This is a genomic window from Vibrio sp. 2CM40D (assembly GCF_023161825.1).
Taxonomy (GTDB): domain Bacteria; phylum Pseudomonadota; class Gammaproteobacteria; order Enterobacterales; family Vibrionaceae; genus Vibrio; species Vibrio alginolyticus.
Genome location: NZ_JALNTL010000012.1, coordinates 71,246 through 90,666, shown reverse-complemented (window position 1 = coordinate 90,666; position 19,421 = coordinate 71,246). Strand labels below are relative to the sequence as shown.

Sequence of the window (19,421 nt, the reverse complement as noted above, 5' to 3'; positions counted from 1 at the left end):
CTCCATTTTCTACTACTCTTCCAGATGAAAATGAGTATACGAAACTCTTTTTAAATTCTATTCACTGTAATATCAGAAACATAACCATTCCCAATGCTCGACAACGCATTATAGAGCATCTCTGCGGCATCTTCTGCTTGCATGAAGTGACTCGTGTCCATCGTATTGCCGCTTGTTTTCCAGAATTCCGTATCCATTCCACCAGGATAAACCGCGATAATTTTCATAGGTTTTCCTTTTAGCTCCAAACGAACCGACTCAATTAATCCTTTGATGGCCCATTTCACTGCACAATACGTAGACTCTTGCGCTTTAGGTTGTTGCGCGGCTGTGGACATGATCATGACCACTTTTATTGGATGATCTTTGTAACGCTTTACTAACTCTCTTAGCACATGAATCGCAGAATTCAGGTTGTTATCAATCAACTTTTGAATCTCTTCCGGCTCCTGCTCTTCCAGTAAGCCAAAATAACCACTTCCCGCACTATGAATGACCATTTCAGGGGACTGTTTCACCCCATCAAAGAGCTGTTTCACATTTTGGTGCAATGAGAGGTTGCAAGCTTGATAACCAACGTTATGAGAGAGTTGTTTTGCTAGTGCGGATAGTTTTTCTGTATTTCTTCCTATTACATACGTCTCTTTGCCTTCCGCATCATAACGCTTTGCTAGTTCCGCCCCTAAGCCGCTACTTGCACCTGTAATTACAATCATGCGCTACCTCTTTTCAATCACATACTTTTAATTCATCTATCAATTAAGGTAACAGAATCGTGGTAATTCACACCTCAAGAGCACCATTCTTTGAAGCAAGCAGCTTTCTTACTTTCGTGATGCATGAAATATCAAGCAGAACGACGGGCATTTAACCTATGCTTAAGCAAGAATAACTTTCTGAATTTTCTATCGACTTTCTAGTGAGAACTGAATAGGAGCAAAGAATGACTGGGGCAAAATGGCAGTGGTTACTGAAACAGATGACACGAAAACTGTGGGTCCGGACGTCACTCTACGCATTACTAGCTGTTGCTACCGCCTTAATGTCGATTGTTTTAAACCAGTTCATTACTCTGCCCCCTGCCATCAACGTCAGCAAGGATTTGTTGAACAACATATTAAATATCCTCGCAACCTCCATGCTTGCAGTGACTACATTCTCTCTCAATATTATGGTCTCAGCGTACAGTGCCGCTAGTGCAGGGGTAACGCCGCGAGCGACAAAACTGTTGATGGAAGACAGCACAACACAAAATGCCTTAGCAACCTTTCTTGGCTCTTTTCTATTTAGTTTGGTAGGAATTATCGCGCTAGGTATTGGGGCCTATCATCAACAAGCACAAATTTATCTATTCATCGTGACTATCGCCGTAATCGTGATGATCATACTCACTCTGCTACGTTGGATTCAGCACCTTTCCGTACTAGGAAGGGTCAGTGAAACCACTTCATACGTAGAGCAAGCCTTGTTAGATGCGATAAGAAAACGGGGCAAAGAGCGCTGGCTAGGTGCTCACCCATGGAGCCACCCAGAGCATAAGCCCAGAGGAAGTAAACCTATTTTGAGCCAAGAAATTGGCTACTTACAGCATGTTGATATGCATCACCTCGATAGTATTGCTGAAGCAAACCAATGCACCATCTACCTTGAGCGACAACCGGGAAGTTTTGTGTACGTAGGTCAACCATTGGCTTGGGTTTGTGGAGAATTGCCAGACGAAAGCGAAGTAACGGCAGCCTTCACGATTCGAACGGAGCGTTCATATGATCAGGACCCTCGCTTTGGTTTAGTCGTTATGGCGGAAATCGCCTCACGAGCACTATCTCCGGCTGTAAATGATAATGGCACCGCGATTGACGTTCTTGGGCGTTCTGTACGAGCACTTTCATTATGGGGAGACCTACTCAGTGAGCCGCCAGCCAAAACTCGATATCCTAGACTATTTGTGCCCGCATTGAGCTACCAGGATTTGTTTGATGATGTCTTTTTGCCGATAGCACACGATGGTGCAGCGCAACTCCAAATACAGATTCGCCTACAAAAGGCCTTGCTAGCTCTCTCTAGTATGCACCCTAAGTTATTTTTGTCACCAGCAATCAAGCTGTCAGAAAAAGCTTTAGAGCTTTCATTAAGCCAACATTATACCGAAGATGAGAAACACCAACTCTCTCAGCTATCTAATCTGGTCACAGACCAAAAAGCCAATGGTTAAGAGAGTCGAATTCAGTCGAAACATATTGCTGCACGGCCTCGTGTATCATGACATGTGCTGATAACGTAGGGCAGAAAAGTCTCTTCGTTTATACACAATTAAAGACTCTGTGCGTTAGGTCTCTTTTCTCTTGGTGAGGGAATCTATATTCTGACGCACAATTTTTAAGGTAAGTGATGGAATAATGACAACGTCTACAACTCTTCCACCTGCTGGTCTCTTTCGTCGACTTGCAGCGTTGATTTACGACACATTGATTATTATCGCAATTGAAATGATGGCCGCTGGTATTGTTATGGCCGTTGTGTTTGCACTAAATGCAGCAGGATTGTTGAGCTATGGCGAGTACGCTGATGCCGCAGATATGCTCGGAAAGCACCCTGTATTGAGCCCTCTATTTACACTTTATCTTGCGGGTGTGTGGATATATTTCTTTGTGTTCTTCTGGACGCGAGCAGGACAAACTCTTGGGATGCGCGCTTGGAAGCTTCGAGTTCGCAATGCCAAAGACGGAGCACCAATTACGGTAACTCAAGCTCTGATTCGTATTTCGACATCTGGCTTTGGCTTGGCAAATTTGACTGTACCGATTGATCCGAAGAAACGTGGTTTCCACGACATTTGGGCCAAAACAGAGGTTGTTGTGTTGCCTAAGGCAAACTAACTTATCCGGGAACACAAAAAAGGAAGGCGTAATGCCTTCCTTTTACATTTGGTTCGGTAAAACTTGGTTTATTCGATGATGCTTCAGTTATAGCTTTCTTCGTAGCAGTGCAATCGCAATAGCTAAGAACACCAAACTCGGGGCCAAAGCACCAAACACTGGGGATATGCCATATACCAAGCTTAATGGACCAAAGAACTCACTGGATATGTAAAAAGTAAACCCGGCAACCACGCCCGACAATACCCTTGCCCCCATGGTCACGCTTCTGAGTGGACCGAAAACAAAAGATAGCGCCATTAACATCATCACAGCAATTGAAAGCGGCTGAGTCAACTTACGCCAAAACGCCAACTCATAGCGAGATGCGTCTTGTTCCGATGCTTTTAGGTAAGTCACATAATCATACAAACCGCTCAGTGACAGTTCTTCTGGCTTCACGGTCACCACAGCTAGCTTATCCGGTGCCAAAGAGGTGTGCCACTCCATCTGTTCGATGTCTTGCTTTGAAATTACGTTTTCATTTTCCATGTCCGTAATTTGTACGTAGCGCATCAGCCAGTTGTTATCTTGTTGGTAGTCGACTTCTTCGGCGAAAATAACTTTTTGTAGATTCTTATCATCATCAAAACGCCACATATTTAAAGCATAAAGTTTGTCGTCTTCGACTTTACCTATAAAGATAAAGTCGTTTGCGTCACGAGCCCACACACCTGAGCGCACAGACACAATGCTACCACCTGATATCGCAAACGCACGTAAGTCACGGGCCATCTTCTGGGCCTCAGGAGCGCCCCATTGACCTAACGCCATAACGACAATCATGAGCGGGACGGCCGTTTTGAGTACCGATAACCCGATATCCAGCTTAGAGAAACCAGCAGCTTGCATCACCACCAGCTCAGAGCTTGAAGCCAACATACCTAAGCCGATCAGGGCACCGAGTAATGCCGCCATTGGAAAGAACATTTCGATATCACGCGGCACACTGAGTAACACAAAGTACAACGCATGAGTGAGGTCGTACACACCTCGCCCTACTTTACGTAGCTGTTCTACATATTTGATGATGCCCGATAAGCCAACAAACGTCGCTAAAACCAAGGCAGTGGTAGAGATGATGGTTCTACCGATGTAAAGGTCTAAGATTTTGAACACAGCTTACGCGAGCCTCTTCTTGCGGAATTTGTCTTTTATTCGTCTAGCAGCAACGCTGTCCATCATATTCGCCATGATAGCAACAATCAGCAACATCGCATTGATTGGCCACATACCAATAGCAGCCGGGATGTCACCATCTTCTAATGCAGATTTGGTTGCACTGATCGCCAAGAAATACGCTAGGTAGATCAGAATCGCAGGCCCCATTTTGGCAAACCGTCCCTGACGCGGATTCACCGCAGACAAAGGAATAACGAGCATTGTTAAGAGTGGAATACACACAAATAACGAAATTCGCCATTGTAGCTCCGCTTGCGCCTCTGGATCTGGGTGACCTATCAAGTCAACCGTTGGGTATGCTTCCCAGTCTCGCCCTTTCTTTTTGACCTCACGTTGGCCGATAACACCTTCGTATTCATCGAATTTCGTGATCATATATTCAACGCGAGTAGGCACACCTTCATAACGCGTACCTTCTTTCATAGTGATGATCTGACGACCGTCCGAAAGCTCTTTTACTTCACCAGAAGATGAGAACATCACACTCGGTAACACTGAATCTCGAGGGCGCATCTGCGCAACAAAAACGTTGCTCAAGGTATTGTCTTTAATGTCATCGATGAACACAACCGATGAACCGTCTGGTGTACCTTGGAACTGACCTTTTTTAAGTAGGTCAACGCTGTTTTCTGACGCTACCTGCTCATAAAGCTGCTCAACGCGGTCTTGAGACCACGGCGATAGCCACAACGCATTGAAAGCCGCCACCGCTGAAGTAATCAACGCTAGGTATAAGGCCGCTTGAACCAAGAATTTATTACCAATACCTGTCGCGTTCATTACGACAATTTCGCTCTCTGCATACAGACGACCAAATGTGATCAATATGCCGATATACAGACTTAAAGGCAGCATTAACAGACCCATTGCTGGCATGTTCAAACCAACAATAGAGAAAATCAATCCAGCAGGAATATCCCCATCAGAAGCATCAGCAAGAACACTTATGAATTTCTGGCTTACAAACACCAAAAAAAGCACGAAAAAAATCGCAAATTGGCTCTTGAGTGTTTCGCGGATCAAATATCTAACAATAATCACGCTGAAATTACCTATACAAAACTTGTTTTTTTGGTCGAATCACTATAGTTTCCCGTTGAACCATTTATTTTTTTAAAAATTATAAACTAGATGTTAGTCGCTTAATCAGCTCTGCATGTAAGCTTGGAGCTAAAATTCAACAAGTAAGCGATCATTATCTAACATTTAGAGCAATTTGTCTTCAGGATGTAGGAGTACGCATGGAGTTCAGTGTAAAAAGTGGCAGTCCAGAGAAACAACGTAGCGCATGTATCGTTGTTGGTGTGTTTGAACCACGTCGCCTTTCTCCAGTAGCCGAACAACTTGATAAAATCAGTGACGGTTACATCAGTTCACTACTTCGCCGTGGTGATCTAGAGGGTAAACCTGGTCAGATGCTGCTACTGCATCAAGTACCAGGTGTTTTGTCAGAGCGCGTTTTACTTGTCGGTTGCGGCAAAGAGCGTGAACTTGGCGAGCGCCAGTACAAGGAAATCATTCAAAAGACGATCAGCACACTTAACGAGACAGGCTCAATGGAAGCAGTATGTTTCCTAACTGAACTGCATGTTAAGGGTCGTGATACATACTGGAAAGTGCGCCAGGCTGTAGAAGCGACTAAAGATGGTCTATACACATTTAATCAATTCAAGAGCGTGAAACCTGAGACTCGCCGCCCACTGCGCAAGCTTGTTTTCAACGTACCAACGCGTCGTGAATTGAACTTGGGTGAAAAAGCAATCACTCATGGTCTTGCTATCGCATCAGGTGTCAAAGCCTCAAAAGACCTTGGCAACATGCCGCCAAACGTAGCTAATCCAGCTTACCTTGCTTCTCAAGCTCGTCGTCTAGCGGACGATTACGAAACCGTAACCACCAAAATCATTGGTGAGCAAGAGATGGAAAAACTGGGTATGACCTCTTACCTAGCAGTAGGCCGTGGTTCTAAAAACGAATCTATGATGTCTATCATCGAGTACAAAGGTAACCCTGACTCGGATGCAAAACCGATTGTGCTCGTAGGTAAAGGTCTAACCTTCGACTCAGGCGGTATCTCTCTAAAGCCGGGCGAAGGTATGGATGAGATGAAGTACGACATGTGTGGTGCGGCATCGGTATTCGGTACAATGAAAGCTCTGGCGAAGCTAAACCTACCAATCAACGTTATTGGTGTTCTAGCGGGCTGTGAAAACATGCCTGGCAGCAACGCTTACCGTCCAGGTGACATCCTTACAACCATGTCTGGTCAAACTGTAGAAGTTCTGAACACGGATGCGGAAGGTCGTCTCGTTCTTTGTGACGCACTGACTTACGTAGAGCGTTTCGAACCAGACTGCGTAGTAGACGTTGCAACGCTAACTGGTGCTTGTGTTATCGCACTAGGCCACCATATCAGCGGCGTAATCTCTAACCACAACCCTCTTTCTCATGAGCTAGTAAACGCTTCTGAGCAAGCGAGTGACCGTGCATGGCGTCTACCAATGGCAGACGAGTACCACGAACAGTTGAAGAGCCCGTTTGCGGATATGGCAAACATTGGTGGTCGCCCTGGTGGCACAATTACTGCGGGTTGCTTCTTATCTAAGTTCGCGAAGAAGTACAACTGGGCACACGTCGATATCGCAGGTACCGCGTGGAAATCAGGCGCAGCGAAAGGCTCAACGGGCCGTCCTGTCTCAATGCTTGTCCAATTCCTTTTGAACCGCAGCGGCCAAGAGACAGAAGAGTAATTTCTGAACAGAATCTAAAAGGGCCGCAAGGCCCTTTTTTATTACCTCGATTTTCTTGATTGAAAATCGGATTTAATATGGTTTCTGGAAGAGACCATCGGCAAGTGAGAGAATGATGCAAACAGCAACCTTCTACATCATTAATGAAGAGAGCCCGCAAGCAACGGTGACTGGCTTTGAAGAATACATCGTGTTTTTGGCTCAGCACTTTGCTCGTCAAGGCGCAAAAGTGTATCTGAACTGCCAAGACAAACCGCATGCCGAGCAGCTCGCTGAAGCCTTTTGGCAAATTGATGCAGACAAGTTCATGGCACATAATCTTGTAGGCGAAGGACCGAAATACGCCACCAATATTGAAATCGGCCATGAAGGTGTAAAACCTAATTGGAACCGCCAGCTGGTAATTAATTTGGCGGAAAATGAGACAACCTTTGCGAACAAGTTTGCTCAAGTGGTAGACTTCGTGCCCTGCGAAGAAAAAGCTAAACAACTCGCAAGAGAAAGATATAAAATTTACCGTCAAGCAGGTTACCAGCTGCAAACGATCGAAATTCAATATCCTTAACGGTCAATCCTTATAGTTAAGGCGATCTTGTTAAGATCCCTCACTTATAAAGATTGACTAAGATTCAACCATCAACGTATCCATTAAAAGAGCGCTATGGAAAAGACATACAACCCAACTTCAATCGAACAAGCTCTGTATCAGACTTGGGAAGAGAAAGGCTACTTTAAGCCACACGGTGACACTACTAAAGAATCATACAGCATCATGATCCCGCCACCGAACGTCACTGGTAGCCTACACATGGGCCACGCGTTCCAAGATACGATCATGGATACGCTTATCCGTTGTGAACGTATGAAGGGTAAAAACACCCTTTGGCAAGTAGGTACTGACCACGCTGGTATCGCAACTCAGATGGTTGTTGAGCGTAAGATCGCTGCAGAAGAAGGCAAAACAAAACACGATTACGGTCGTGAAGCTTTCATCGACAAAATCTGGGAATGGAAAGGCGAATCTGGCGGCACTATCACTAAGCAGCTTCGTCGTCTTGGCGCATCTGTAGACTGGGATCGTGAACGCTTCACGATGGACGATGGTCTATCTAACGCCGTCCAAGAAGTGTTCGTACGTCTGTACGAAGACGATCTAATCTACCGCGGTAAGCGTCTAGTTAACTGGGATCCAAAGCTACACACAGCGATTTCAGATCTAGAAGTAGAGAACAAAGACACTAAAGGCCACATGTGGCACTTCCGCTACCCACTAGCAGATGGCGCTAAAACAGCGGATGGCAAAGACTACATCGTTGTTGCAACGACTCGTCCAGAGACCGTGCTAGGCGATACGGGTGTTGCAGTTAACCCAGAAGATCCACGTTACAAAGATCTTATCGGTAAAGAAATCATCCTTCCTATCGTTGATCGTCGCATCCCAATCGTGGGCGATGAGCACGCAGATATGGAAAAAGGTACTGGCTGTGTGAAAATCACACCTGCGCACGACTTCAACGACTACGAAGTAGGTAAGCGCCACCAGCTACCAATGATCAACATTCTGACTTTCGACGCGAACATCCGCGACTCAGCAGAAGTATTCAACACTAACGGCGAAGCAAGCGACGCTTACAGCACTGAGCTACCAGCTAAATACCACGGTATGGAACGTTTTGCCGCTCGTAAAGCTATCGTTGCTGAATTCGACGAGCTAGGCCTACTTGAAGAAGTGAAAGATCACGATCTACAAGTTCCTTACGGCGACCGTGGTGGCGTAGTTATCGAACCAATGCTAACTGACCAATGGTACGTACGTACTGCGCCTCTAGCGAAAACCGCAGTTGAAGCAGTAGAAAACGGCGACATCCAATTCGTTCCTAAGCAATACGAAAACATGTACTTCTCTTGGATGCGTGACGTTCAAGACTGGTGTATCTCTCGTCAGCTATGGTGGGGTCACCGCATCCCAGCTTGGTACGACAACCAAGGTAATGTTTACGTAGGTCGCACTGAAGAAGAAGTTCGTAAGAACAACAACCTAGAGTCAGTCATTGAACTGCACCAAGACGAAGACGTACTGGATACGTGGTTCTCTTCTGCACTATGGACGTTCGGTACTCAAGGTTGGCCAGAGCAAACTGACGACCTGAAAGTATTCCACCCTTCAGACGTTCTAGTAACTGGTTTCGACATCATCTTCTTCTGGGTTGCGCGCATGATCATGATGACCATGCACTTCGTGAAAGACGAAAACGGCAAACCACAAGTACCATTTAAGACGGTTTACGTTACTGGTCTAATCCGTGATGAAAACGGCGACAAGATGTCTAAGTCGAAAGGTAACGTACTTGACCCAATCGACATGATCGATGGTATCGACCTAGAGTCTCTAGTAGAGAAGCGTTGTGGCAACATGATGCAACCTCAGCTAGCGAAGAAGATCGAGAAGAACACTCGTAAGACGTTTGAAAACGGTATCGAAGCATACGGTACAGACGCACTACGTTTCACTCTTGCAGCAATGGCATCAACAGGTCGTGATATCAACTGGGATATGAAGCGTCTTGAGGGTTACCGTAACTTCTGTAACAAACTATGGAACGCAAGCCGTTACGTAATGATGAACACAGAAGAGCAAGATTGTGGCTTCAACGGTGGTGAGATTGAATACTCACTAGCAGACAAATGGATCGAGTCTCAGTTTGAACTTGCAGCGAAAGCGTTCAACAACCATATCGACAACTTCCGTCTAGATATGGCTGCGAACACGCTTTACGAATTCATCTGGAACCAATTCTGTGACTGGTACCTAGAGCTAACTAAACCCGTTCTATGGAAAGGTACTGAAGCGCAACAGCGTGGTACTCGCCGTACACTAATCACGGTACTTGAGAAGACTCTACGTCTGGCTCATCCTGTGATTCCTTACATCACTGAAACTATCTGGCAAAGCATCAAGCCACTAGTTGAAGGTGTAGAAGGTGAGACAATCATGCTTCAAGCACTGCCTCAATTCGACGAAGCAAACTTCAACCAAGAAGCGCTAGATGATATCGAATGGGTGAAGGCGTTCATTACCAGCATCCGTAACCTACGTGCTGAATACGACATCAACCCTGGTAAGCCGCTTGACGTTATGCTGAAAGCAGCAAATGCAGAAGATGCCTCTCGTCTAGAAGCAAGCAAGCAAGTACTGATGTCACTAGCGAAGCTAGAAGCAGTACGCGTGCTTGAAGCTGGCGAACAAACTCCTGCATGTGCGACAGCACTGGTTGGTAAGTCTGAGCTGATGATCCCAATGGCAGGTCTGATCGACAAAGATGCTGAGCTTGCTCGTCTAGATGGCGAAATCAAGAAGACTCACGGCGAAATCAAGCGTATCGAAGGCAAACTAGGTAACGAAGGCTTCGTAGCGAAAGCACCTGAAGCAGTTGTTGCTAAAGAGCGTGAGAAGCTTGAAGGCTACAAAGAAACGCTAGCTAAGCTAGAAGAGCAGAAGACAACGATCGCTGCGCTTTAAGCCTCAGTGAAAGAGAAGAATTAGCACTTCTCACTTTTTGGTTCAAAAGGTTGGTCATCATGGCCAACCTTTTTTGTATACATTTCACCAAAACCATCATCAATAGCTTCCCCCTATCACAACAATACTCATTACCCATTAGCATTAATGAGAATTATTATCGATAATAAGCTCATCGAAACAAACACGATTGAGTAATTATCATGAAAAAGACACTAACTTTCGCAGCACTGCATTTTACTATCGCATTTAGTGTCGCTTACGTACTCACAGGCGACATTCTAATTGGTAGTTTAATTGCCATGATTGAGCCTTCAGTGAACACCGTAGCCTTCTACTTTCATGAAAAGGCATGGGCAAAAGTCCCAGCACTTAAAGCTCGTCAGTGGATGACCAAATTAAAAACCGCAAGCTTTGCGACCGTGCACTTCAGCGTCGCTTTTACCGTGGTTTACTTACTAACAGGTGATGCATTTGTCGGCGGCGTAATGGCGATGTTAGAGCCAAGTTTGAACACGGTGGCTTACTACTTCCACGAGAAAGTATGGATGCGTAAATCATCAGAAAAAACTCCAGCACCGCAGTTTTGTTTACATCACCACGCTTAAACATGGAGGCTCACTACGTCTCCTAACGAGCAAAATGACATTTACCATTGACAAGGTTGCGCACCGCAATTAATTTAATTGCGGTACGCAACTTTATTTTTAGAGGTAAGTGATAATGAACGCTCGTCAACTTCGACACTACTCCCGTCAAGCCGTCCGATTGCTTGGTATGCTTGATAAACAATGCGGCGATGTCGCTCTCACTCCAGTGCAAGCGCACGCATTGGGTGAAATCCAATTGCAGCCATTGACCATCAATCAGCTGGCACAGCAGCTTAATGTCGACAAGTCCAACGCGAGCCGAACCGTTACTGGTTTGATTAAATTAGGTTTGGTCGAGAGCATCGAAAACCCAAAAGACAAACGTAGTCAACTCGTCGCGATTACAGAGCAAGGCCAACTGGCGTTATCGCAACTGGACCAACAGCAAAACCACTTCTTTGAACAACTGCTTACCCAACTCGATGACAGCGAGCAAGAGCAACTCAAACTTGGTCTAGAGACTTACCTAAAAGGGCTAACAAAAGTGTGTCAGTCTGAGGAATACGTTCTTCGACCTCTTACTAAAGCAGACAACCCGCAAGTCGCAGATGTGATTCGTAAAGTCTCTGCTGAATACGGCTTAACCGCAGACAAAGGTTATGGTGTGGCCGATCCAACGCTTGATGATATGTATTCGGTGTACAATCAAAACAGGGCCGCCTATTGGGTCATTGAACATCGCGGAGAGATCGTTGGTGGCGGTGGCTTTGCCCCTTTAGCTGGCGAGCCAAATGTGTGTGAACTACAAAAGATGTACTTCTTACCTCAAACACGAGGACACGGTTTAGCCAAACGCATCGTCGCATTGAGCTTACAATTGGCGAAACAATTTGGGTATCAGCAGTGCTATTTAGAGACAACTGAATGTCTGAGAGAAGCGGTAAGCTTGTATGAAAAGCTAGGCTTTGAGCATCTTGATGCCCCGCTTGGACAAACAGGGCATGATGCATGTGAAGTCGTAATGCTTAAGATGCTGTAATAGATAATATTATTAGACGTTAAAGCACAACATGGGTAACACAAAGCTCCTGGCTCAAGGCAACAGTGAAGTTTTGGTGCTGCCCATCCAACTCAACAGACAACTGGTAGAGATCACTTGGATCAGGATCAGTAAGATCGGCATACTTTGGCGCTTCGATCTGGAATAAAGCGCTCGCATGCTCCGCTCGGACATCAATAGGAATATGGTAAGTCATACCCTTAAACTTAACCGATGCAGAGACCAGACCCGGCGCAAAAGTTTGATAGTACAAGTCTACTTTAAACTCGCAACCACCACCGTGGTGCCAAATCTGCTCGGTTGCCACGCGGTCTAAACGTACATTGCGAATGAACTGCAGATACGGTTCTTGCCATACCCCTAAGCGCTCATCACTTTTTTTATATTCATGATCGGACAGAGAGCACAACTCCGGTTTATCCTCATCCAACAGAAGATCTTCTTCTTCCTCAAGGAATAGGATCTCAAAACGGTTGCGCCCCATCTGCATGAACGGGCGAATGTCTTTCTTGTAGACATTTTGAGAACCGTCACAGTCAAACAATGCTACTCCGTTCAAACGCACTTCTGCATGGTAATCCACACCACCCAACACCATTTCTACCGCTGGGAATGCCATCATGGATTCGTCCACTTCAATGTCATGCATCAGGTGCCACTCTTGCTGACGAATTGCTTCTTCTGTCAGTTCAGCTGGCAATACCTGACTCAAAGGAGCAGGGAAAGTAATGTCATCCTGTGGGATAGAAAGGTCCGTCAGTGGAGAGACTTGCCATAAACCGGCGAGTGAGAGTTGCATATACACCTTGAGCTAGATCAATTTTCACGCATTATAGGGAGAAACCCCCTATAAACTCAATGTGAATTATTTATCGCCTCCACATTCGTCAGTTTTTCAAGGTATAAAAAAACCAGCGTTAAACGCTGGTTTTTCCAAAAGTAGTGAGCTTTGATTACTCGTCGTCTTCATCTTCTTCAGGGTAAAGCGCATCTTCGCCTTCGTAGTACGTACCCCAACCGTCATAGATGATGTCGTATTTTTCTGCCAAGTGAATCAATTTTTCAACTTGCGCATCAATCGCTTCTGCGTCTAGTGCGGACTCCATAGTCGCATCACAGCAAAGCAACTTGTTACCATCTTCATCTTCAGTTTCTTCTGCTTCAAGAACTTCAAAGCCCATCTTGAATGCTTCAACTACCGCTTTTTCTAGCGTGTCAAAATCTTCGGCAAACAGGTGGTGCTCAATTTCGTATAGCGAATCTGGATCGCTGCCATCTTCTAGCAATGCTGCAATGATATCGCGAGTCTCTTCCTTTTGAATCTCAATTAATTCTTCTACTGATAGATATTCATCTTCGTGAGACATGTTTTGGCTCCAGATTAGTTACTTGATGGAAACACAATACCCGATACTGAGTATGCTGATCCGGTGAAATATGGCATGGATTGCGATGAAAAGCCACAAACAAACATCATACCACTGCGATTCTTATCGGTTATTTGAATCTAAATATTAAACCGACCACACAAAGAAACAAAAAATTAACAAAGAATGGCATTTTTTAATATTCAGAACATCCTAATTGACACTTAATGTGGTTATTTTCTCTTTCTATGCGTGTTTATGATGCTTTCTTGAATACACTCACGTGTAAAACGAAGAAGCATAACGAATAAATTCACTTTAATAATGCATAATTTAGAATAAAAATGCACGTTTTATGCACTGTGCGTGTATTCTTTCTCAACGGGAAAATTAGAATAAAAACGCACGCACTCTAATTTTAGCAAAATAGCATTTATATCTAATAATAAATTTAATAAGAATCAAAATAAAAATAAAAAACTCACAAAACCAGAAACACCAGAATATAAACAAAGCTTGATAACTTGCATCTTTCTAGGAAGCTTGTCATAACTAATGGCTGGAAAATTTGTAAGGATACAAAATGAGCAAGCTGTACGTTGGATCAGAAGTTGGTCAACTTCGACGAGTTCTATTAAATCGCCCTGAACGCGCCCTAACCCACTTAACTCCGTCAAACTGTCATGAGTTGCTATTTGATGACGTTCTTGCTGTAGAAGCGGCAGGTGAAGAGCACGATGCATTCGCACGTACGCTGCGCGAGCAAGACGTTGAAGTGCTTCTCCTCCACGATTTACTGGTCGAAACCCTCGCCGTTCCAGAAGCAAAACAATGGCTGCTGAACACTCAGATTTCTGACTTTCGTTACGGGCCAACCTTTGCGCGAGACCTACGCCAATACTTTTCAGAAATGGATGATGAACACCTTGCCTGCATCTTTTTAGGTGGCTTAGCTTACTCAGAGCTACCGATCTCCTCATCTTCTATGCTGCCAAAAATGAAGCGTCCTCTCGACTTTGTTATTGAGCCACTGCCTAATCACCTCTTTACTCGTGATACCTCATGCTGGGTTTATGGTGGTGTATCGCTCAACCCAATGATGATGCCTGCACGCCAACGTGAAACAAACCACTTACGTGCGATTTATCGTTGGCACCCAATTTTTGCTGGCCAAGATTTTATCAAATACTTCGGTGACGATGATCTGCATTATGATAATGCGAATGTCGAAGGCGGTGATGTGTTGGTTATTGGTAAAGGTGCAGTTCTTATCGGTATGTCTGAGCGTACGACTGCTCAAGGTGTAGAGAACCTTGCAGCGAGCCTATTTAAAGCAGGCCAAGCTACCGAAGTTATTGCAATTGATCTGCCTAAACACCGTTCATGTATGCATTTAGACACTGTGATGACCCATATGGATGTAGATACTTTCTCTGTCTACCCAGAGATCATGCGCAAAGATCTCGACACATGGCGCTTAACACCAAAAGGCAACGGTGAAATGCATGTTGAAGCCTCACATAACTATCTGCACGCGATTGAGTCCGCTCTTGGCTTAGATCAGCTGAAAATCATCACCACGGGTGGTGACAGCTATGAAGCGGAACGCGAACAATGGAATGATGCCAATAACGTTCTAACTGTAAAACCGGGCGTAGTAATTGGTTACGAACGCAATGTATACACCAACGAAAAATACGATAAAGCTGGCATCAAAGTACTGACAGTACCTGGTAACGAGCTTGGTCGTGGTCGCGGTGGCGCTCGCTGTATGAGCTGTCCAATAGAACGAGACGATATATAACTTACTCGTCCCTTTACATTAGGTGAATCAAAACTAAGGTTGATGTGAATACATCAACCTTTTTTAGCTTTAATTAAAAATAATTATTCACAATAAAAGCATTTATATGTTTTAATGAATTCTATTAATCTAATCACATGTACTAAGGGACGAGCTATGGCTTTCAATTTACGTAACCGCAACTTTTTGAAGCTATTGGACTTCTCAACCAAAGAAATCCAGTTTTTGCTCGAACTGTCTGCAGAGCTAAAAAAAGCTAAATATGCAGGAACAGAGCAGAAGAAACTTCAAGGTAAAAACATCGCACTAATCTTTGAGAAATCTTCGACTCGTACCCGATGTGCGTTTGAAGTCGCTGCCTTTGACCAAGGTGCTCAAGTCTCTTACATCGGCCCTTCTGGCTCGCAAATCGGTCATAAGGAATCGATGAAAGACACCGCTCGCGTCCTTGGTCGTATGTACGACGGGATTGAATACCGAGGCTTTGGCCAATCCATTGTTGAAGAGCTTGGTACTTATGCTGGTGTTCCAGTGTGGAATGGTTTAACGGATGAGTTCCACCCAACCCAGATCCTTGCTGACTTCCTGACCATGCAAGAGCACGGCCGTGGTAAACAGCTACATGAAGTAACCTTCGCTTACCTAGGTGATGCGCGCAACAACATGGGTAACTCACTTATGGTGGGCGCAGCGAAAATGGGCATGGATATTCGCCTTGTCGCGCCAAAAGCGTTCTGGCCTGAAGAAGATCTCGTGGCAACTTGTCAAACTATCGCGCAACAAACCGGTGCAAAAATCACGTTAACAGAAAGCGTTGAGGAAGGTGTGAAAGGTTGTGACTTCCTATACACCGACGTTTGGGTGTCTATGGGTGAGTCTGCCGAGGCATGGGATGAACGTGTAGCGTTAATGACACCTTATCAAATCAATATGGACGTGATTAAGCAAACGGGTAATCCACATGTGAAATTCATGCACTGCCTTCCAGCTTTCCACAATGATGAAACCACCGTCGGCAAAGAAGTCGCTGAAAAATACGGTATGAAAGGCCTTGAAGTAACAGAAGAGGTATTTGAATCGGAATACTCCATCGTATTCGACGAAGCTGAAAACCGTATGCATACCATCAAAGCCGTGATGGTTGCGACGCTAGGAAGCTAAACCAGCGCGCAAAAACAGCCGATAAAAACCATGATGTAATCGCTTGCGCTCACGAAAGTTAAGCGTATAATGCTCGGCAATTTGTCTGAGGATTAAGAAATGACCACGCTGATTGCTGACGTAAAAACGCGATTTGCTCTCGCTAAGCGACTACGCTTACGTGGTGTTATTTTCGTTAATTCTATTGAATTTTAAAACCTCCCCATTGGGGAGGTTTTTTTATGTCCAAAATTCCTTTCGGTTATTTGGATGTAGTCATCAATGTTATAGGGAAGAAGATCATGGCGAACTCGCTTTACCAGAAGCACATCATCTCTATTCCAGAGCTTTCACGCGAAGAACTGGAACTTATCGTAGAAACAGCAGGTAGCCTTAAAAAAGCACCTCGACCAGAACTGATTAAAAACAAAGTCGTTGCAAGTTGTTTCTTTGAACCATCAACACGTACACGTTTATCGTTTGAAACAGCGATTCAGCGCATTGGTGGTGACGTGATTGGCTTTGATAATGATGGTAATACCTCTCTGGCGAAGAAAGGCGAAACACTCGCAGATTCAGTACAAGTCATCTCTTCTTACGTCGATGCCTTTGTGATGCGTCATCCACAAGAAGGCGCCGCTCGCTTGGCATCTGAATTTTCAAATGGCGTGCCAGTGATCAACGCGGGCGACGGTGCAAACCAACACCCAACTCAAACGCTACTCGACCTATACACCATCGCGGAAACACAAGGGCGTCTAGACAACCTGAACGTCGCATTCGTAGGTGACCTAAAATATGGCCGCACAGTGCACTCACTGACTCAAGCCTTAGCAAAGTTTAACAACATCCGCTTCTTCTTTGTTGCACCAGATGCGCTGGCAATGCCAGATTACATCTGCGAAGAACTAGACGAAGCTGGCATTCAATATAGCCTACACACAGACATGGAAAGTGTGATTCCTGAACTGGATATTCTGTACATGACACGCGTACAGAAAGAACGCTTTGACGAATCGGAATACGCACATATTAAGTCGGCTTACATCCTAACGGCGGCACTACTAGAAGGCGCGCGTGAGAACTTGAAAGTACTGCACCCACTACCACGTGTGGATGAAATCACAACTGATGTTGATAAAACGCCTCATGCTTACTTCTTCCAGCAAGCTCAAAATGGCGTGTATGCTCGCCAAGCACTGCTGGCGCTTGTTCTAAACGAAACACTGTAATCGAGGGGAAAAATCATGGCTAAAGAAACTCAATTGCAGGTAGAAGCAATCAAAAATGGTACGGTCATCGACCACATCCCTGCGCAATTCGGTATCAAAGTATTAAGACTGTTCGATATGCACAATTCATCACAACGCGTAACGATTGGACTGAACTTGCCATCATCAGCACTCGGTCATAAAGATCTACTCAAAATCGAAAATGTGTTTATCAATGAAGAGCAAGCGAGCAAGCTAGCGTTGTATGCTCCTCACGCGACCGTGAATCAAATCGAGAATTATGAAGTGGTGAAAAAGCTAGCGTTAGAGCTTCCTGAGCGCATCAATGATGTATTTGAATGCCCGAATTCAAACTGTATTTCTCATAATGAACCAGTAGAAAGCAGCTTTAGCGTGTTCGAGAAGAAACAAGAAATCCGCCTAAAGTGTAAATACTGCGAGAAAGTGTTCTCACGCGAGATCGTAACCGAGCGATAAACACGCCGCACGACTAGGCTTTGATACGTTTAAAATACCCTGCAATGTCGGGGTATTTTGCTCTTTACCTACCGAGGGTTTAGAGGCAAACTGAGAATCTTTATTCCCTACAACTGATGGAAAAAATCAAATGACGAAAGTACTTCACACTGAGTCTGCACCAGCAGCAATCGGTCCTTACGTTCAAGGCGTAGATCTAGGTAACATGGTTCTTACTTCAGGCCAAATCCCAGTAAACCCAGCGACAGGTGAAGTGTCTGCTGATATCGCAGAACAAGCTCGTCAGTCTCTAGAAAACGTAAAGGCTGTAGTTGAATCTTCAGGTCTTAAAGTATCTGATATTGTAAAGCTAACGGTTTTTGTTAAAGACCTAAATGACTTTGGCACAGTGAACGAAGTTTACGGCAAGTTCTTTGATGAGCACGGCGTAGCAAACTACCCTGCACGCTCTTGTGTAGAAGTGGCTCGCCTACCAAAAGATGTTGGCATCGAGATTGAAGCAATCGCTGTTCGCAAATAATTGCACTTGCTGACAAACATAAAAAAACGGGTAGCTCAGGCTACCCGTTTTTTATTGTTTTCTCGTGATGATATCGCAGTAAAACTTAAGCAGCGTTGCGCTGTTTGACTTCTTCATCTAACGATTCAAGCTTCTCTTTCATCTGTTCACGACAGATATTCGCTAACTCGCGAATGCCCTCTTTACCATAGCCTTCAGTGCTGATTGGAGGTAGCATTTCAACAATCACATGACCATTGTTCCAACGGTTCAGCTTAATTTTATTCGTCGAGCTACATACGATAGGAATGATTGGCACACCTGCACCAATTGCCGCATGAAAAGCACCTGTTTTGAATGGCAGCAAACCACGCCCACGAGAACGCGTGCCTTCTGGGAACATCCACACCGAAACATCACTTTCTTTCATGCTGCTCACGACCTGATCGATAGTACCTTTTGCTTTAGAGCGATTCGCTCGGTCAATCAGAATGTTACCCGTAAGCCAGTAAAGCTGACCAAACAGTGGCATCCAAGCCAAGCTCTTTTTACCTACTGTCACAACTTTCGGAGTCACAGCCGCAGAAACAGTAAACATGTCCCAGTTGTTCTGGTGGTTAGCAATGTAAACATGTTGGCCGCGTGAATACGCATCTTCAGGGATACGCAACTCTAACTTAATCCCAAACACACGAGACATCTTGGCAAACAAACGGCCAAAAGTGAAAACGTGCTTAGGGTTTCTAGGGCTTAATAGGCAGTAACCACAACCACCAATAAACATAACAATCGCAAAGATAGCGACAGCAAATACACGTAACAGTGCAATCATTCTTGTTCTCCAGGAACCGGCTTTTGCCAGATACAGCTATTAATATCTCTCTT

Annotated in this window: 19 protein-coding genes; 13 read left to right on the top strand and 6 right to left on the bottom strand. The window is 44.9% G+C overall.

Going from position 1 to position 19,421, the window contains the following annotated elements; all coding sequences use genetic code 11:
* Positions 1 to 50: 50 nt before the first annotated feature.
* Positions 51 to 716 carry an SDR family NAD(P)-dependent oxidoreductase gene (locus MTF70_RS21365; RefSeq protein ID WP_025767626.1) on the bottom strand — a complete coding sequence of 222 codons (666 nt, stop codon included), beginning with the start codon at positions 714 to 716 and terminating at the stop codon, positions 51 to 53.
* A gap of 227 nt (positions 717 to 943) precedes the next feature.
* On the opposite strand from MTF70_RS21365, the gene MTF70_RS21360 reads away from it, so the two are divergent.
* Positions 944 to 2,212, top strand: coding sequence for a DUF2254 domain-containing protein (locus tag MTF70_RS21360; protein ID WP_205461577.1), 1,269 nt, complete (start codon positions 944 to 946; stop codon positions 2,210 to 2,212).
* 184 nt (positions 2,213 to 2,396) lie between these two features.
* Complete coding sequence (locus tag MTF70_RS21355) at positions 2,397 to 2,876, top strand: RDD family protein (protein ID WP_005381070.1); 480 nt, start codon at positions 2,397 to 2,399, stop codon at positions 2,874 to 2,876.
* An 87-nt stretch (positions 2,877 to 2,963) separates the two neighbouring features.
* Here MTF70_RS21355 and lptG read toward each other — a convergent pair whose 3' ends face one another.
* Positions 2,964 to 4,034 carry an LPS export ABC transporter permease LptG gene (gene lptG, locus MTF70_RS21350; RefSeq protein WP_005381071.1) on the bottom strand — a complete coding sequence of 357 codons (1,071 nt, stop codon included), beginning with the start codon at positions 4,032 to 4,034 and terminating at the stop codon, positions 2,964 to 2,966.
* 3 nt (positions 4,035 to 4,037) lie between these two features.
* Positions 4,038 to 5,138 carry an LPS export ABC transporter permease LptF gene (gene lptF, locus MTF70_RS21345; RefSeq protein ID WP_005381072.1) on the bottom strand — a complete coding sequence of 367 codons (1,101 nt, stop codon included), beginning with the start codon at positions 5,136 to 5,138 and terminating at the stop codon, positions 4,038 to 4,040.
* 200 nt (positions 5,139 to 5,338) lie between these two features.
* Here lptF and pepA point away from each other — a divergent pair, with 200 nt between their 5' ends.
* From pepA to MTF70_RS21320, 5 genes are all read left to right on the top strand, one after another.
* Positions 5,339 to 6,847, top strand: a complete 1,509-nt coding sequence (pepA, locus tag MTF70_RS21340; RefSeq protein WP_005381073.1) for a leucyl aminopeptidase — start codon at positions 5,339 to 5,341, stop codon at positions 6,845 to 6,847.
* A 115-nt stretch (positions 6,848 to 6,962) separates the two neighbouring features.
* Positions 6,963 to 7,412, top strand: coding sequence for a DNA polymerase III subunit chi (locus MTF70_RS21335; protein WP_009703970.1), 450 nt, complete (start codon positions 6,963 to 6,965; stop codon positions 7,410 to 7,412).
* 96 nt (positions 7,413 to 7,508) lie between these two features.
* Positions 7,509 to 10,367: a valine--tRNA ligase gene (locus MTF70_RS21330; RefSeq protein WP_025767623.1), complete on the top strand. Its 2,859-nt coding sequence runs from the start codon at positions 7,509 to 7,511 to the stop codon at positions 10,365 to 10,367.
* Between the two features lie 203 nt (positions 10,368 to 10,570).
* Positions 10,571 to 10,975, top strand: coding sequence for a DUF2061 domain-containing protein (locus MTF70_RS21325; RefSeq protein ID WP_169628884.1), 405 nt, complete (start codon positions 10,571 to 10,573; stop codon positions 10,973 to 10,975).
* A 115-nt stretch (positions 10,976 to 11,090) separates the two neighbouring features.
* Entirely contained in the window at positions 11,091 to 11,996 is a 906-nt protein-coding gene (locus tag MTF70_RS21320; protein WP_080960120.1) for a bifunctional helix-turn-helix transcriptional regulator/GNAT family N-acetyltransferase, read from the top strand.
* Positions 11,997 to 12,015: 19 nt separating this feature from the next.
* On the opposite strand, the gene MTF70_RS21315 is transcribed toward MTF70_RS21320, so the two are convergent.
* Both MTF70_RS21315 and rraB read right to left on the bottom strand, forming a co-directional pair.
* On the bottom strand, positions 12,016 to 12,816 hold the full coding sequence (locus tag MTF70_RS21315; protein ID WP_205461578.1) for a hypothetical protein: 801 nt from the start codon (positions 12,814 to 12,816) through the stop codon (positions 12,016 to 12,018).
* Positions 12,817 to 12,970: 154 nt separating this feature from the next.
* The gene (gene rraB, locus MTF70_RS21310; RefSeq protein ID WP_005381081.1) at positions 12,971 to 13,384 is read right to left on the bottom strand and encodes a ribonuclease E inhibitor RraB; all 414 of its coding nucleotides are present in this window, start codon (positions 13,382 to 13,384) and stop codon (positions 12,971 to 12,973) included.
* Positions 13,385 to 13,967: 583 nt separating this feature from the next.
* Here rraB and arcA point away from each other — a divergent pair.
* The 6 genes from arcA to MTF70_RS21280 all read left to right on the top strand — a co-directional run bounded on the left by arcA (position 13,968) and on the right by MTF70_RS21280 (position 18,557).
* A complete protein-coding gene (gene arcA, locus MTF70_RS21305; protein ID WP_005381082.1) occupies positions 13,968 to 15,188 on the top strand; it encodes an arginine deiminase in 1,221 nt (406 codons plus the stop codon).
* Between the two features lie 156 nt (positions 15,189 to 15,344).
* Positions 15,345 to 16,349, top strand: coding sequence for an ornithine carbamoyltransferase (locus tag MTF70_RS21300; RefSeq protein WP_042523477.1), 1,005 nt, complete (start codon positions 15,345 to 15,347; stop codon positions 16,347 to 16,349).
* Between the two features lie 99 nt (positions 16,350 to 16,448).
* The gene (locus tag MTF70_RS21295) at positions 16,449 to 16,544 is read left to right on the top strand and encodes a hypothetical protein (protein WP_005381084.1); all 96 of its coding nucleotides are present in this window, start codon (positions 16,449 to 16,451) and stop codon (positions 16,542 to 16,544) included.
* A gap of 86 nt (positions 16,545 to 16,630) precedes the next feature.
* Entirely contained in the window at positions 16,631 to 17,560 is a 930-nt protein-coding gene (pyrB, locus tag MTF70_RS21290) for an aspartate carbamoyltransferase (protein WP_005381085.1), read from the top strand.
* A 15-nt stretch (positions 17,561 to 17,575) separates the two neighbouring features.
* Positions 17,576 to 18,037, top strand: a complete 462-nt coding sequence (pyrI, locus tag MTF70_RS21285; protein ID WP_169628883.1) for an aspartate carbamoyltransferase regulatory subunit — start codon at positions 17,576 to 17,578, stop codon at positions 18,035 to 18,037.
* A 130-nt stretch (positions 18,038 to 18,167) separates the two neighbouring features.
* Positions 18,168 to 18,557, top strand: coding sequence for a RidA family protein (locus MTF70_RS21280; RefSeq protein ID WP_005381087.1), 390 nt, complete (start codon positions 18,168 to 18,170; stop codon positions 18,555 to 18,557).
* Between the two features lie 85 nt (positions 18,558 to 18,642).
* On the opposite strand, the gene MTF70_RS21275 is transcribed toward MTF70_RS21280, so the two are convergent.
* Positions 18,643 to 19,368, bottom strand: a complete 726-nt coding sequence (locus MTF70_RS21275) for a 1-acylglycerol-3-phosphate O-acyltransferase (RefSeq protein ID WP_005381088.1) — start codon at positions 19,366 to 19,368, stop codon at positions 18,643 to 18,645.
* Positions 19,369 to 19,421 lie beyond the last annotated feature (53 nt).

Excerpts from the sequence above, each read along its gene's own strand:
- MTF70_RS21365 (WP_025767626.1), bottom strand. The coding sequence starts at position 716 with ATGATTGTAATTACAGGTGCAAGTAGCGGCTTAGGGGCGGAACTAGCA.
- MTF70_RS21360 (WP_205461577.1), top strand. The coding sequence starts at position 944 with ATGACTGGGGCAAAATGGCAGTGGTTACTGAAACAGATGACACGAAAA.
- MTF70_RS21355 (WP_005381070.1), top strand. The coding sequence starts at position 2,397 with ATGACAACGTCTACAACTCTTCCACCTGCTGGTCTCTTTCGTCGACTT.
- pepA (WP_005381073.1), top strand. The coding sequence starts at position 5,339 with ATGGAGTTCAGTGTAAAAAGTGGCAGTCCAGAGAAACAACGTAGCGCA.
- MTF70_RS21335 (WP_009703970.1), top strand. The coding sequence starts at position 6,963 with ATGCAAACAGCAACCTTCTACATCATTAATGAAGAGAGCCCGCAAGCA.
- MTF70_RS21330 (WP_025767623.1), top strand. The coding sequence starts at position 7,509 with ATGGAAAAGACATACAACCCAACTTCAATCGAACAAGCTCTGTATCAG.
- MTF70_RS21325 (WP_169628884.1), top strand. The coding sequence starts at position 10,571 with ATGAAAAAGACACTAACTTTCGCAGCACTGCATTTTACTATCGCATTT.
- MTF70_RS21320 (WP_080960120.1), top strand. The coding sequence starts at position 11,091 with ATGAACGCTCGTCAACTTCGACACTACTCCCGTCAAGCCGTCCGATTG.
- MTF70_RS21315 (WP_205461578.1), bottom strand. The coding sequence starts at position 12,816 with ATGCAACTCTCACTCGCCGGTTTATGGCAAGTCTCTCCACTGACGGAC.
- rraB (WP_005381081.1), bottom strand. The coding sequence starts at position 13,384 with ATGTCTCACGAAGATGAATATCTATCAGTAGAAGAATTAATTGAGATT.
- arcA (WP_005381082.1), top strand. The coding sequence starts at position 13,968 with ATGAGCAAGCTGTACGTTGGATCAGAAGTTGGTCAACTTCGACGAGTT.
- MTF70_RS21300 (WP_042523477.1), top strand. The coding sequence starts at position 15,345 with ATGGCTTTCAATTTACGTAACCGCAACTTTTTGAAGCTATTGGACTTC.
- MTF70_RS21295 (WP_005381084.1), top strand. The coding sequence starts at position 16,449 with ATGACCACGCTGATTGCTGACGTAAAAACGCGATTTGCTCTCGCTAAG.
- pyrB (WP_005381085.1), top strand. The coding sequence starts at position 16,631 with ATGGCGAACTCGCTTTACCAGAAGCACATCATCTCTATTCCAGAGCTT.
- pyrI (WP_169628883.1), top strand. The coding sequence starts at position 17,576 with ATGGCTAAAGAAACTCAATTGCAGGTAGAAGCAATCAAAAATGGTACG.
- MTF70_RS21280 (WP_005381087.1), top strand. The coding sequence starts at position 18,168 with ATGACGAAAGTACTTCACACTGAGTCTGCACCAGCAGCAATCGGTCCT.
- MTF70_RS21275 (WP_005381088.1), bottom strand. The coding sequence starts at position 19,368 with ATGATTGCACTGTTACGTGTATTTGCTGTCGCTATCTTTGCGATTGTT.